The organism is Myxococcus xanthus, assembly GCF_006402735.1.
Lineage (GTDB): Bacteria > Myxococcota > Myxococcia > Myxococcales > Myxococcaceae > Myxococcus > Myxococcus xanthus_A.
Window position 1 is genome coordinate 4,753,727 of record NZ_CP017174.1, and the last position, 12,641, is coordinate 4,766,367.

11 protein-coding genes are annotated in these 12,641 nt (G+C 71.2%); 7 read left to right on the forward strand and 4 right to left on the reverse strand.

Annotation, left to right across the window (positions count from 1 at the left end; genetic code table 11):
• Positions 1–3: 3 nt before the first annotated feature.
• Positions 4–1,413, reverse strand: coding sequence for a TolC family protein (locus BHS09_RS19680; protein WP_140798582.1), 1,410 nt, complete (start codon positions 1,411–1,413; stop codon positions 4–6).
• 196 nt (positions 1,414–1,609) lie between these two features.
• Between BHS09_RS19680 and BHS09_RS19685 the strand changes: the two genes are divergently transcribed.
• The 7 genes from BHS09_RS19685 to BHS09_RS19715 all read left to right on the forward strand — a co-directional run bounded on the left by BHS09_RS19685 (position 1,610) and on the right by BHS09_RS19715 (position 9,513).
• The gene (locus tag BHS09_RS19685) at positions 1,610–3,568 is read left to right on the forward strand and encodes a MopE-related protein (RefSeq protein WP_140798583.1); all 1,959 of its coding nucleotides are present in this window, start codon (positions 1,610–1,612) and stop codon (positions 3,566–3,568) included.
• A gap of 17 nt (positions 3,569–3,585) precedes the next feature.
• On the forward strand, positions 3,586–4,284 hold the full coding sequence (locus tag BHS09_RS19690; protein WP_140792131.1) for an ABC transporter ATP-binding protein: 699 nt from the start codon (positions 3,586–3,588) through the stop codon (positions 4,282–4,284).
• Positions 4,285–4,384: 100 nt separating this feature from the next.
• A complete protein-coding gene (locus BHS09_RS19695; protein ID WP_140798584.1) occupies positions 4,385–5,158 on the forward strand; it encodes an MlaE family ABC transporter permease in 774 nt (257 codons plus the stop codon).
• Positions 5,155–5,901, forward strand: a complete 747-nt coding sequence (locus tag BHS09_RS19700; RefSeq protein ID WP_140792133.1) for an MlaE family ABC transporter permease — start codon at positions 5,155–5,157, stop codon at positions 5,899–5,901. The genes BHS09_RS19695 and BHS09_RS19700 overlap by 4 nt, the downstream gene beginning before the upstream one ends.
• Before the next feature lie 13 nt (positions 5,902–5,914).
• Complete coding sequence (locus tag BHS09_RS19705; RefSeq protein WP_140792135.1) at positions 5,915–6,664, forward strand: ABC transporter ATP-binding protein; 750 nt, start codon at positions 5,915–5,917, stop codon at positions 6,662–6,664.
• Positions 6,657–7,667, forward strand: a complete 1,011-nt coding sequence (locus BHS09_RS19710) for an MlaD family protein (protein ID WP_140792137.1) — start codon at positions 6,657–6,659, stop codon at positions 7,665–7,667. The genes BHS09_RS19705 and BHS09_RS19710 overlap by 8 nt, the downstream gene beginning before the upstream one ends.
• A gap of 130 nt (positions 7,668–7,797) precedes the next feature.
• Positions 7,798–9,513, forward strand: coding sequence for a DEAD/DEAH box helicase (locus BHS09_RS19715; protein WP_140792139.1), 1,716 nt, complete (start codon positions 7,798–7,800; stop codon positions 9,511–9,513).
• Positions 9,514–9,599: 86 nt separating this feature from the next.
• Here BHS09_RS19715 and BHS09_RS19720 read toward each other — a convergent pair whose 3' ends face one another.
• From BHS09_RS19720 to BHS09_RS19730, 3 genes are all read right to left on the reverse strand, one after another.
• A complete protein-coding gene (locus BHS09_RS19720) occupies positions 9,600–10,883 on the reverse strand; it encodes a PepSY-associated TM helix domain-containing protein (protein WP_140798585.1) in 1,284 nt (427 codons plus the stop codon).
• A gap of 73 nt (positions 10,884–10,956) precedes the next feature.
• Positions 10,957–11,850 (reverse strand): TonB family protein, encoded by an 894-nt coding sequence (locus BHS09_RS19725; protein ID WP_237079687.1) that lies wholly within the window; start codon positions 11,848–11,850, stop codon positions 10,957–10,959.
• Between the two features lie 139 nt (positions 11,851–11,989).
• On the reverse strand, positions 11,990–12,478 hold the full coding sequence (locus BHS09_RS19730; RefSeq protein ID WP_140796518.1) for an NUDIX hydrolase: 489 nt from the start codon (positions 12,476–12,478) through the stop codon (positions 11,990–11,992).
• Positions 12,479–12,641 lie beyond the last annotated feature (163 nt).

Consider the following 12,641-nt stretch of genomic DNA (forward strand, 5'->3'; position numbering starts at 1 on the left):
CCTTCACGGTTCCTTCCCCAATGGGTCGAGTCCGACTGCCGCCCGCAGCCCCAGCAGCGCCACGCCCAGCGCGAATCGGCTCTGGGCATACGCCACCTCCGCCTCGAACTGCCGCAGCGAGGCGTCCGCCACCGTCAGCGCCGTGGACAAGCCCTGACGGTAGAGAATCCCCTGCTCCTCCGCATTCTGCCGGGCCGTGCGGACCGCCAGGTCGCTCTGTGCCAGGGCGGCCTGGGCATTCTCCAGCGCCACCCTCGCCTGCTCGATATCCACGTCCACCCGGCGCGTGGTGGCCTGGACCTGGAGTTCCGCCGCCCTTGCCAGGGCCACGCGCTCCCGGCGTTCGGCATAGCGCTCGCCGCCGTCGAAGAAGTTCCAGATGAGGTTGACGCCCAGGAAGCCGTCACCCGTGCGGCCCGCGAGTCCGGCCTCGTTCGTGAGGCGGTAGGTGGCGGACGCACCCAGCGTGGGAAGCAGCCGGGCGAGCGGTTCCTTGGCGCTCTCCTCCAGCGCGTCCACCCGCAGCCGCGCGGCCAGGATGTCCGGCCGGCGGTCCAGGGCCCCATCCGCCAGGGAGGCGTGGGCCCGAGGCGGCCGGCTGGCGTCCGACAGCAGCGCGTCCGGCGAGGCCAGCGTGCCCTTCACCGAGGACACCAGCAGGAAGCCCAGCTCCAGGCGCGTGGTCTGCGCGGCGTTGCGCGCGTTGGACATCTGCACCTCGGCGCTGGCCGCCTCCAGCTCCGCGCGCGTCACATCGTTGCTGCTGGCCAACCCCGCCTTGGCGCGGGCCGACGCGTCCTGAAGTGACTGGCGGGCGAACGCGAGGCGCTGCTCGGCGGCGCGGTACACCTGCTCCTGGGCCAGGGTAGCGAGGAAGGCGTTGGCGGCCTCGAAGCCAATCTGCCGGCGCGCCTCCACGGCCTCCAGCTCCGCCGCGTCGCCGTCCCTCCGCGCCGCGCGGTACAGGAAGATGCCCCGCGCGTCGAACAGCGGCATGGAGGCGACGAAGTTGGCGTTGAAGGCGTTGTTGCGCTGGATGACCACCGTCTGGCCACCCACTTCGCGCGTCACTTCATACAGACGCCGGGTATAGATGCCCGTTCCCGTCAGCTCTGGGAAGAAGAAGGCCCGTGCCCGAGCCAGCCGGGCCCGTGCGGCCTCGGATTGCTGCTCGGCGGCCAGCGCCACCTCGTTACGCTTCGCGGCAAGTTGCACCGCCTCTTCCAGCGTCAGCGGACCACCTGCCGTGGACAGGGCTTCCGCGGGCGGAGGACTTGCTGGGGCATCCTTCGCGGATTCGGAGGCGGCGGGTGCGCCCCCCTCGGTCGCGGGCTGCTGCCCCGAAGCACTGGACGCGGTCAGGGCGAGCCAGGCGCAGAGGGGCACGGTGATGGCGTGACGGGGTCTATGCATGAACGGGCGGGGAAGGCTCGGGCGTCGGGGGGTCGGCGCGCCATATAAACGGAGGTAGAGAGAAGGGGCTATGACGATTCGGCGTCTGGACGCTGGCCTGCGCGACGGACTATGGGTGGCGTCGGGTTCTCCTGGGTTCCGTAGCTCACTGTAGAAAGATTGCGGGCGCCACCAAGCGCCCGGGAATGCTCGGCCGATGCGTTTATTCCTGATGGGTTGCGTTCTCGCGGTGGTGTTTTCCGTTTCCGGATGCCGGAAGCAGGAAGACCCGCCCAATGCCGGGGCCGTCCGCGTTCTCGTCTCGTATGCGACGTTTCGCCCGGGCTGTCTCACGCTGACCGTCACGGATGTGGACGAACCCAGCCGCACCGAGACCGCCGACATCCGGATGGAGCCTTCTGCTCGCAGCGACGTGCGGACGGTGGCCATCCTGGGCCGGGAGGGCTGGAGCCGGAACCTGCGGCTCACCGCGACCGCCAACGAGCGCTCCTGCAACGGGCCCGTGGTGGCACGGCACGAGGTCACCACGCAGGTGCCCACGGTGGGCACCGCGACCGTGGAGCTCGACCTGCGCGCCCTGGACCTGGATGACGACGGCTACGTCACCAGCGAGGGCGCCTTCCCTGGCTCGGATTGCAACGACGACGACCCGGCCATCCACCCCGGCGCGACGGAGCTGTGCGACGGCGTGGACAACAACTGCGTCAACGGCGAAGCGGATGCCCCCGGCGGCGCGACCTACTACCGCGACGCGGACGGTGATGGTTTCGGCGACGCGTCCGCCCTGCCCAACCTCTCCTGCACGCCTCCCGCGGGCTATGTCCTGGAGGCCGGTGACTGCAACGATCGGGACCCCAACATCCACCCCAGGCAGGCCGAGCTGGTCTGCGACGGCAAGGACGACAACTGCGATGGGTACATCGACAACGACCCGTTCGATGTGGGCACGCAGTGCCAGACCGAGCAGAACTGCGCCGGGTCCAAGCAGTGCGCGAGCACCGCGCTGACGGCCTGCGTCAGCAGCGAGACGCCGCGGGAGTGGTTCGTGGACGAGGACGGTGATGGCCAGGCGGGAACCTCCGTGGGGCTCTGGTGCGCCAACCCGCCGCAGGACGCCGTGGAGGACAACACGGACTGTGATGAGAGCTCGCGCTTCGTGTCGAACTCGGCCCCCGAGGTGTGCGACCGGCTGGACAACGACTGTAACGGACAGGTGGACGAAGACCTGGCGGGCTGCGACACCGTGGCCTGGACGACGACGAACGCGACGCCCTCCTCGATTGTCTGGGACACGGTGGCTGCGTACCCCGGCAACAAGGGCTGGCTCGCCGGACGCGACGGCCACGTCGCCCACGTCGATGGCGGGACGCTCAACTCCGTGGCGAACTGCCCGGGCCAGTGGAAGTCCTCCTGGGTGACGAACAGCGGCCGCGTGTTCCTGGGCAACAGCGCGGGCAAGTTCACCACCCGGCTGCCGACCGACACCAGCGCGTGTGTCGACGTGGATGGTCCCGGGAGCGCCAGCATCAACGGGATGGTGGGCTTCGAAAGCGGCAACCGCGTGGCGCTGTACGCGGTGGACAGCCAGGGCCGCATCCTCCTCTGGAACTACGAGGAGGGCGCCCCCACCCAGGCGGCCCCCGAGGAGCTCACGCGGCTCAACGACAACCTCAAGTCCATTGACGGTACCAGCCCGCGGACGCTGTTCGCCGCGGGCGCCGAGACGCAGGGCGGCACCAACCACCCCGTGGTCTGGCGCGGCCCCACGGAGGACGGTGGCACCTGGCAGAAGGAAGCCCTGGGCAACATCGGGACGACCGGATTCCTCTACGACATCCAGGTGCTCTCACCGAGCCATGTCTACGCCGTGGGCGACAGCGGGCTCTTCCTGGAGCGCGCGGGCACGACGTGGAGCGTGAAGCCCGCCATCACCCTGCCAACCCAGACCCCGGCGGACATCCGCGGACTGGTGGCCTTCGGCGGCAAGGCCATCTACGCCGTGAGCTCCGGAACGAACAACATCCACTTCTTCAATGGCACCACCTGGAGCACCGCCTTCACGCCGTCCAGCCCCATGAACGCGCTGAGCGGAACCGGCCCGGCGGACGTCTGGGTGGCGGGCTCCGGCGGCGCGCTCGTGCGCTGGCGGCCCTGAGGCGGCGAGCGGACACCATGGACCTGCGCGCGGACGGCCTCACGGTATGGTACGGAGCGAGGCAGGTCCTGTCCGGCGTGAGCTGCGCGTTGCCGCCCGGGACGCAGGCACTGGTCCTGGGGCGCTCGGGCGCGGGGAAGACGACGCTGGTGAAGGCCCTGGCCGGCCTGGTGCGGCCCACCGAAGGCCGTGTGTTGTGGGATGGGCAGGAAGCGGCGCGTCTGACGGCCGCCGAGCGGCGCGAGCAGCAGGCGTCGTTCGGCATGGTGTTCCAGACGGATGCCCTGTTCGACTCGATGACGGTGCTGGAGAACGTCATGGCGCCACTCACCCGCCGCCACGTCCCGGAGGCCGAGGCCCGGGCCCGCGCCAGTGACGTGCTGCGGGCGGTAGGGCTCGCGGACGCGGCGGACACGCTGCCGGAGCGTCTGTCTGGCGGCATGAAGAAGCGCGCGGGAATCGCGCGGGCCCTGGCGGCGCGTCCGTCGGTGGTGCTGGCGGATGACCCGTTCGCGGGGTTGGATCCGGGCACGGCGCGGCAGGTGGCCCGGGTGCTCCTGGACGTGTCCCAGGGTGGCACGCTGCTGGTCGTGGCGACGGAGGCTCCGATGGACCTACCCCTGCCCCGCTGGCTGTACCTGCGGAGTGGCCGGCTGGTTCATGACGGGCCACCCGCGCCCGAGTTGGAGGATGCACCGGACGAGGTGCCGGCGTGACGCGAAGTGCGCGAGCACATCAAGGTGTCACGACGCGCCACCAGGAGGGCGCGGACACAGCCGTGCCGCTGCCGAGCCTGCACCAGGACGAGGTGCCGCCATGCCGCTCCTGACGAGGCTCGGACGAACGGCGCTGGACGCGCTCCGCGGAACCGGCGCGCTGGGCCTGGTCGTGGGCCGCACGGTGCTGGCGCTGCCGAAGCTGGAGCGCCGCGAGCTGGGCCGTGCGCTGGTGCAATTCGGCTACGGCTCCCTGCCGCTCGCCCTGGCCACGGCGGCGCTGGCCGGCATCATCGTGGTGCTGCAGTCGGGCATCTACGTCCAGCGCTTCGGCGCGCGGGCCTTCCTCGGCTGGGCGGCGGGTTACGGCGTGCTGTGGGAGTTCGGCCCGCTGCTGCTGGGCCTCATCATGTCGGCGCGGCTCGGCGCGCGAAATGCGGCGGAGCTGGCGCTGATGCAGGTGGGCGGACAGATTGAAGGGCTGAGAGGCATCGGCCTGGACCCCTTCGCCATCCTCGTCGCGCCTCGCGTGGTGGCCATGGAGGTCAGCATGCTGGCGCTCAGCGGCGTCACCTTCGCGGTGGCCATCCTCTTCGAGTCCGTGGCCGCCCTGCTCGCCCTGGGCCTTCCGGTGCGCGTCTTCTTCGGCACCTTCTCCCAGCTTCTGGGGCCGCTCGACCTCCTGGGCGGCGTGGTGAAGACAGGCATCTTCGGCCTGGCCATCGCCCTGCTGTCCACCACCGTGGGCCTGTCCGCTCGAGGCGGCGCACACGCCGTGGGCCAGGCGGCGGCCAACGCGGTGGTGCGCAGCTGCGCGGCCATCTTCGTCCTCGACTTCGCCCTCACGTCCTTGCTCGCGGGGTGGATGGGATGAGCGGCGTGCTGTCGTTCTTCGGAGCGCCGGTGGTGATGCTGGCGCGCACGGTGCGGGCCTCCACCCGGGACGGCGTGCCCTGGCGCGAGTCCCTGGCACAGCTCCACGAACTGGGCGGGCGCAGCGTGTGGCTGGTGATGTCCGGCATGGCCTTCTTCGGCGCGGTGCTCGTCACCATCGCCAACAGCCAGGCACGGCGCTTCGTGGGCAACGTGGCGGTGCTGGGGCCCGCGTACTTCGAGCTGCTCATCCGCGAGCTGGGCCCGGCCGTGTCCGCGCTGCTCACGGCCTCACGCGCGGGCGCGGCTCACGCGGCCGAGCTGTCCACCATGAGCGTCAACGAACAGGTGGAGGCCCTGGAGATGTCCGCGGGCGACCCCTACGCGGACCTCGTCGCGCCCCGGGTGATTGCGGGCGTGCTGGGCGTGCCCCTGCTGTGCACCCTTGGCACCATCGCGGCCACGCTGTCCGCGGCGGCGGTGGCGCAGTTCGCCTTCGGCGTGGACGGGCGGGCCTTCATGGACCCGCGCTACGTGGACGGGTGGGACTTGCTGGCCGCGTTCCTGAAGGCCGCGGGCTGCGGGCTCTACATTCCGCTGGCGGCGGCGGTGGCGGGCCTCAAGGCGCGCGGCGGCGCCGAGGCCGTGGGCGAGGCCACCACCGACGGCGTGGTGGCGGCGAGCCTGGGGTGCCTGCTCATCGACCTCGCCGTCTCGCTGGCCTTCCAGCTGCTGCGCCTGTGAGCGAGCCCCGCGCATGACGCCCCTTCCCGACAGCGAGGCCCTGCGATTCCTGGACGTGCACGTCGCGTTCGACGAGGGACGCCGGCGCGTGCTCGCGGGGCTCACGGCGGAGGTGTCCACGAAGGAGCTGACGTTCATCGCGGGCGCCAGTGGCACCGGGAAGAGCGTGCTGTGCCGGCTGGCGGTGGGGCTGCTGCGCCCGGACGCGGGCGAAGTGACGTTGTGGGGGGAACGCGTGGACTCCAGGCCCGAGCGCGAGCTGGTGCCGCTGCGCCGACAGGCGCCCTACCTGGTGCAGGGCCCGGCGCTGTTGGATTGGCGCACGCTCCGGCAGAACGTATGGCTGGCGGACCCGGCGGCGTCCGTGGACGACGTGGACGCCGCGCTGGCGCAGGTGGGTCTTCTGGACTGGGCGGACCGGCTGCCACCGGAGCTGGGGCCCGGAGCGAAGAAACGGACGGCCATCGCCCGGGCGTTGGTGCTCAAGCCGCGCTATCTCCTCTTCGACGAGCCGACGACGGGCCTCGACCGGAAGGCGGCGGGCCAGGTGGAGGAGGCGCTCGCATCGCTGAAGGCGCGGGGCCTGGGGGGAATGGTGGTGTCCCACGATTACCGGCAGCTGAAGGCGCTGGCGGACCGGGTGCTGGTGGTGGCGAACAAGCAATGTGCCTACCTGGGCACGCCGAAGGGCTTCCTGGAGTCCTCCGCGCCCGAGCTGCGAGTACTGACAGCGCCATTCATGGAGGGCGCGACGGATGGATGAGCGACGGCTGGAGCTGAAGGTGGGCGCCCTGGTGCTGGCCGCCATCGTGGGCGTGCTGTTGTTGCTGTGGCTGATGGGCGAATTGAAGCTGGGCTCGGAGACGGGGCTGGCCGTGGACTTCGGCCACACGGGGAACGTGGTGGAGGGCGCCCCCGTGAAGCTGGGCGGCGTGCAGGTGGGGCGCGTGCAGGACATCCAGCTCCAGCCCGAGCGGCGGGACGCGCAGGGACGCCCGCTGCCCGTGCGGATGGAGCTCGCGGTGGCACCGGAGGCCGTGGGCGCGCTGCGCAAGGACGCGCGCGTGACGGTGGCCACGGTGGGCATCCTGGGAGAGCCCTACCTGGAGCTGAACCCGGGCTCGGCGCCGGAGCGGCTGCCCGCGGGCACGGCCGTGCGGGGAACGGACGCGCCCCGGCTGGACGTCCTGGCCGAACAGCTCACCCGCTTCGTGGACCTGCTGTCCCAGATGCTGGAGGAGGACCCGGAGGCCATCCGCGGCCTCGCGGCGAACGTGTCCCGGCTGGCGCGGACGCTGGACCAGTTGCTGACGGAGAACCGGGGCGACGTGAAGGTGCTGGCGTCCGAGCTGGCGGCGGCCTCGAAGGATTTGCGCCAGCTCGCGGGCCTGGCGCGCGAGGCCTTCCAGCCTGGAGGCAAGGGCGCGCGGCTGCTGGACGATGCCTCGGCGGCGGCGGCCGTCGTTCGTCGCGACCTGCCGGGGCTGACGAAGTCCGCCGGGACGACGTTGGACGGACTGGCGGCCGTGACGGGCCCGCTGGGGCCCGAGGACGGCGCGCGGGTCAAGGTCGCGCTGGAGCGGCTCACCTCTGCCTCGGGCCAACTGGAGAGCATCGCGGCCCGCGCGGACCGGGTGCTGGCGAAGCTCGAGGCCGGCGAGGGCACCGCGGGTGCGGTGCTCCAGGACGGCACGCTCTACGAAGAGCTGCGCATGCTGGTGACGGACCTCCGAAAACACCCGTGGAAGGTGCTCTGGAAGGACTGAGGCCGGGGCGTCGGGCACCTATCAGGACGCAGCGTGAAGACGCGGAAACACGGGCCCAACTGTTCAGGGTGTGGCCTCCCCCCCATTCTGGGAGCGCACCGAATCACTGCTGGTGGTACAAGCCCGAGCCGTGAAAGCCCCCCAGCCCCCCGCCCCCGTCGAGGCCACCTTCGATTCCCTGGGCTTGAAGCCCGCGCTCGTCGAGGCGCTCAGCGCGCTCGGCTACGAGGAGCCCACCCCCATCCAGGCCGCCGCCCTCCCGCCACTGCTCGCGGGGAAGGACCTGCTCGGCATCGCCGCCACCGGCACCGGCAAGACAGCCGCCTTCGCCCTGCCCCTGCTCAACCACGTGGAGCCCGGCGCGTGCCGGCCCAACACCACGTCCGCGCTGGTGCTGGTCCCCACGCGCGAGCTGGCCATGCAGGTCTCCGAGGCCATTCACCGCTACGGCCAGAAGCTCGGCATCTCCGTGCTGCCCCTGTACGGCGGGCAGGTCATCGGCCAGCAGCTCCGCGTCCTCAAGCGCGGCGTGGACGTCGTCGTCGCCACGCCGGGCCGCGCGCTGGACCACCTGCGCCGTGGCACGCTGCAGCTCGATGATGTGCGCGTCGTCGTGCTCGACGAGGCCGACGAGATGCTCGACATGGGCTTCGCCGAGGACCTGGAGGCCATCCTCTCCGGCACGCCCGAGGACCGGCAGACGGCCCTCTTCTCCGCCACGCTCCCGCCGCGCATCGCCAGCATCGCCGAGCGTCACCTGCACGAGCCCGTGCGCGTGAAGATTGCCCGCGAGAAGGTGGAACAGGGGGAGATTCCCCGCGTCCGGCAGACGGCCTACGTCGTGCCGCGCGCCTTCAAGATCGCCACCCTGGGCCGCCTGCTCGACGTGGAGTCGCCCACCGCGGCCATCATCTTCTGCCGCACGCGGACGGAGGTGGACGACCTCACCGTCTCCCTCAACGGCCGCGGCTGGCGCGCCCACGCCCTGCACGGCGGCATGACGCAGGAGCAGCGAGACCGCGTCATCAAGCAGCTCAAGTCCCAGGGCACCGACCTGCTCGTGGCCACCGACGTCGCGGCGCGCGGCCTGGACATCCCCCGCCTGTCCCACGTGGTGAACTTCGACGTCCCCAACGCGCCCGAGGCCTACGTGCACCGCATCGGCCGCACGGGCCGCGCCGGCCGCGAGGGCGTGGCCATCACCCTGGTGGAGCCCCGCGAGCACCGGCTGCTGCGCAACATCGAGCGCGTCACCGGCCAGCGCATCGAAGTGTCCACCGTGCCCACCGTCGCGGACATGCGCGAGAAGCGGCAGGAGATGCTGCGCGCATCCCTGCGCGAGACGCTGGTGGCCGGTGAGTACGACTCCCTCCGTAACGTGGTGGAGAGCCTGGCCAGCGAGTTCGACGCCATGGACATCGCCGCCGCCGCTGTGAAGCTCCTCCATGAGGCCCAGGACGAGGGCCGCGACACGGAGGAGACGGAGATCCCCGTCGTCGCGCCGCCGCAGGAGCGCCGTGAGCGCACGGGCGGCAAGTTCGGAGCGCCCCCGGGGCGTCCAGGCCGCCCGGAGCGCGGCCCGAAGGCCCGCGGTGGCCCGCCGACGTGGGACGTCACCCGCCTGTGGATTGGCGCCGGCCGTCACGCCGGCGTACGCCCCGCCGACCTGGTGGGCGCCATCGCCGGGGAGGCGGGCGTCGAGTCCTCCAAGATTGGCGCCATCCAGATTGGCGACGCCTTCTCCCTGGTGGAGGTGCCGGAGTCCGACGCCAACCGCATCATCGCCGCGCTGAAGAACGCCACCCTGCGCGGCAAGAAGGTGCTGGTCCGGAAGGATCGGACCTGACCTTCCGGCTCGGGGGGAAGTGCCCGCCTCGTGAGTGGGAGGATGACGAGCGAACCCGTCACGCTCACGAGGAGGGCTGAAACCCGTCAGGCCACCGGCTCGGACTGCGCGGCGGCTTCTTCCCGAGGCTCGGTGTTCGTCCGGCGCCGGGGGAAGAACCGGCGCCACGACAGCGCGAAGCCCGTGTAGACGAGGAACACGCCGCCCAGCGACGCGATGGCGGCCACCAACTGGCCCATGAGCCCCAGCGCCTCGCCGGTGTGCAGGAAGCGCAGCCAGGTGCGCAGCTTCCGGCCGCTGTTGTAGTCCGCGTACGTCTCCTGCTTCGCCACCTCGCCCGAAAAGGGGTTGAGGGACACCTGCCTGGAGGAGAACAGCGGCCACGCATCCGCCTCGCGGAGGGTGACCGTCACCGCGTCCACGCCGTCCGCGTTCCCCTTCCCGCCACGCTCGCCTTTCGCCTCCGGAGCCCCCTTCGCCTCCGGCCCACGGCCCCCCTGCGCGGGCGCACCGCCCGGACGCGCCCCACCGCCCAGGCGCACCGTGGCGGACGACCAGGTGGGCGACGTCTTCTGCGCTTCGGCGATGAGGACATCCATCGGCTTGCGCGGCGTCTCCACCTCGGGCGCGGGCACCTTCACCGACGCCGAGCCCGGCGGCCACTGCGACGCGGGCGGCGTGTTGCCCGTCATGGTGAAGACCAGGTTGGACGCCCACTTGTACGAGATGACCATGCCCGACGCCGTGAGCACGATGAGCACCGGCAGCGACCAGAAGCCGATGACGTTGTGCCAGTTCCAGTCGCGCGCCTTGCCCTTCAGCCCACGCCGGAACCACAGCGACGGCCGCATGGCGCGCAGCGTCCATTTGCGCGGCCACCACAGGTACAGGCCGGAGATGGCCAGGAAGAGGAACACCGCGTTGCTCGCGCCGGTGATCGCCTTGCCCACCGCGCGGTTGTCACCGCCGGCGGCCAGCCACCGGTGAAACTCCACGTTCCATTGGAGGAAGCCGCGCAGGCCCGTCGCGCCATTCCCCAGCACCTCGCCGGTGTAGGGGTTGACGTAGGTCACCGAGCCCCGGCCCATGCTCACGAGCACCGAGGACGTCGGCTCCGGATACACCGTCACCCCGGAGGGCTGTCCGTCCGTCCGCGCCGCGCGGGCGCGTTCGACCAACGCCTCCACGGGGAGCCGGGGCGCGCCCGGAGACGGCAGCTGCACCGTCCGGACATCCCGCTCCGCCCATTCGATGAGCTGCTTCTCGAAGGCGATGACCACGCCCGTGAAGGACATGATCGCAATCACCAGGCCGGTGGCGATACCGACGATGAGATGAATCCAGAAGATGATGTTTCGGAAGGTGCGCATGAAACGGCTCGAGCGCGCGCCGAAGCCCACGCGAGGAGAACTGGAGCGGACCTGGCGCGACACCGCGCCAGACTCACTTCAGGGAGAAGTTCACCGGAATGTCGATCATGACTCGCGCCAGCCGCCCCGAACGGCCCAGCGCGGGCGTGAAGTGCCACTGATTCACGGCGGCAATCGCCGCGGCGTCCAGGGCGGGCACGGAGCGCATCACCTGGGTGTGCTCCTGCTCCACCCGGCCGTCCGTGCCAACGATGACGCGCACCACCACCACGCCCTGGATGTTCCGCTGCTTCGCCAGCCGGGGGTAGTCCGGCCTGACCTGCTTGAGGACCGTGGGGGGCCGCATCACCTGCTTCAGCGTCAGCGCGTCGCCCGTGCCTCCAATGGCCGTCGACCCGACGATGCCGCCCTGCGTTCCACCCACGACGCCGCCGACCACGCCACCCACCACCCCGCCCACCGCGGACGCCTCGCTGCTCGCGGACGCCGGCTCCACCTTCGCCACCGTGGGCTCGGGAACAGGCTCGGGCTCCACCACGGGCTCCGGCTCAGGGGGCGTCTCCGGCTTCACCTCCGCCACCGGCTCGGGCCGGGGAACGGGGGTCGGCATCACCCGCTGCGCCGGCTTGGGACGCGCCTGGCGCTGCACTTCCTTCTTCGCGGCCGGCTGCGCCCCGCCGCCCCCCGCGGGCGGCGGGGGAGGAGGCGCGGCGAACGCCAGCAACACCAACTCCGGCTCCTCCCGCACCACCTTCTTCGGCAACGCCGGAGACACGGACAGTCCCACCGCGACGACGACCGCGTGGAGCAAGACCGCCACGACAACGGCCCCGCTCCAGCGGCTCCAGAACCCCTCCACCCCGGCGGCATCCCCCATGCGGAAGAGCGCGCCAGCGGGCTGCGCCAACACCGCGGATGCGGCATCCGCGGCGGGCTCCGGAAACTCGAAATTGAGAATCGTTCTCACTTTCACTACGGACGTGGATACCCCCCACGGCCCTCATCCGTCAACGCTCGCTGAGTAAAACTTCTTACGCACGGTGGAATGCCCGTCCGCTGGTCCACGGAGGGATGGCGCCCGGAAAAGCCCTTTTTGCGACAGCCCTTTACAGGCGGCTGAAGGACCAGCTCAGCGCGCGGCCACCGGAATACGGCATGACCCCATGGAACGGCCGGGGGTCGGCGTCGAACACCAGCGGCAGGAAGTGCCGGTCGCCGTCCCACAGGTTGAGGCCTTGGATATCCGCCACGGGCACCCAGGAGAGGGAGCCCTCCGGGTTCCGCTCCAGCGGGGTGCCTTCAAAGCGGTCGATGCGAAACACGAAGCCCAGCCAGTCCTCCCCGTGCTTGCCGAAGCCCGGCCAGGAGATGGTGCCGCGCAGCACCATCCGCGTGCACTCGATGCCGGCCTCCTCGCGAATCTCCCGGCGCATGCAGGCGGCCACGTCCTCGTCGCGCTCCATCTTCCCGCCCAAGCCATTGAACTTCCCGTAGTGGGCGTCATCCGGGCGGGCGTTGCGGTGGACGAGCAGCACGCGCTGCCCGTCCGGTGACATCACATAACCGAGCGTGCCGATGATCGGGGTGTACGGCATGGGAGCGACCTCGCGCGGTGCGGCGTCCAGGCGTCGGAGCCCCTTGGCCACCGCCGGAATGTGACAGAGCGCGGCACTGTAGTTCATGCCGGGTCAGCCAGGTCCCTCCTCACCCCGCCCTGCTCGCACGGTGGGTCGGGGACTTCCCTTTACGCCAGCCAAC

Excerpts from the sequence above, each read along its gene's own strand:
- BHS09_RS19685 (WP_140798583.1), top strand. The coding sequence starts at position 1,610 with ATGCGTTTATTCCTGATGGGTTGCGTTCTCGCGGTGGTGTTTTCCGTT.
- BHS09_RS19680 (WP_140798582.1), bottom strand. The coding sequence starts at position 1,413 with ATGCATAGACCCCGTCACGCCATCACCGTGCCCCTCTGCGCCTGGCTC.
- BHS09_RS19700 (WP_140792133.1), top strand. The coding sequence starts at position 5,155 with ATGAGCGGCGTGCTGTCGTTCTTCGGAGCGCCGGTGGTGATGCTGGCG.
- BHS09_RS19710 (WP_140792137.1), top strand. The coding sequence starts at position 6,657 with ATGGATGAGCGACGGCTGGAGCTGAAGGTGGGCGCCCTGGTGCTGGCC.
- BHS09_RS19705 (WP_140792135.1), top strand. The coding sequence starts at position 5,915 with ATGACGCCCCTTCCCGACAGCGAGGCCCTGCGATTCCTGGACGTGCAC.
- BHS09_RS19730 (WP_140796518.1), bottom strand. The coding sequence starts at position 12,478 with ATGCCGTACACCCCGATCATCGGCACGCTCGGTTATGTGATGTCACCG.
- BHS09_RS19690 (WP_140792131.1), top strand. The coding sequence starts at position 3,586 with ATGGACCTGCGCGCGGACGGCCTCACGGTATGGTACGGAGCGAGGCAG.
- BHS09_RS19695 (WP_140798584.1), top strand. The coding sequence starts at position 4,385 with ATGCCGCTCCTGACGAGGCTCGGACGAACGGCGCTGGACGCGCTCCGC.
- BHS09_RS19720 (WP_140798585.1), bottom strand. The coding sequence starts at position 10,883 with ATGCGCACCTTCCGAAACATCATCTTCTGGATTCATCTCATCGTCGGT.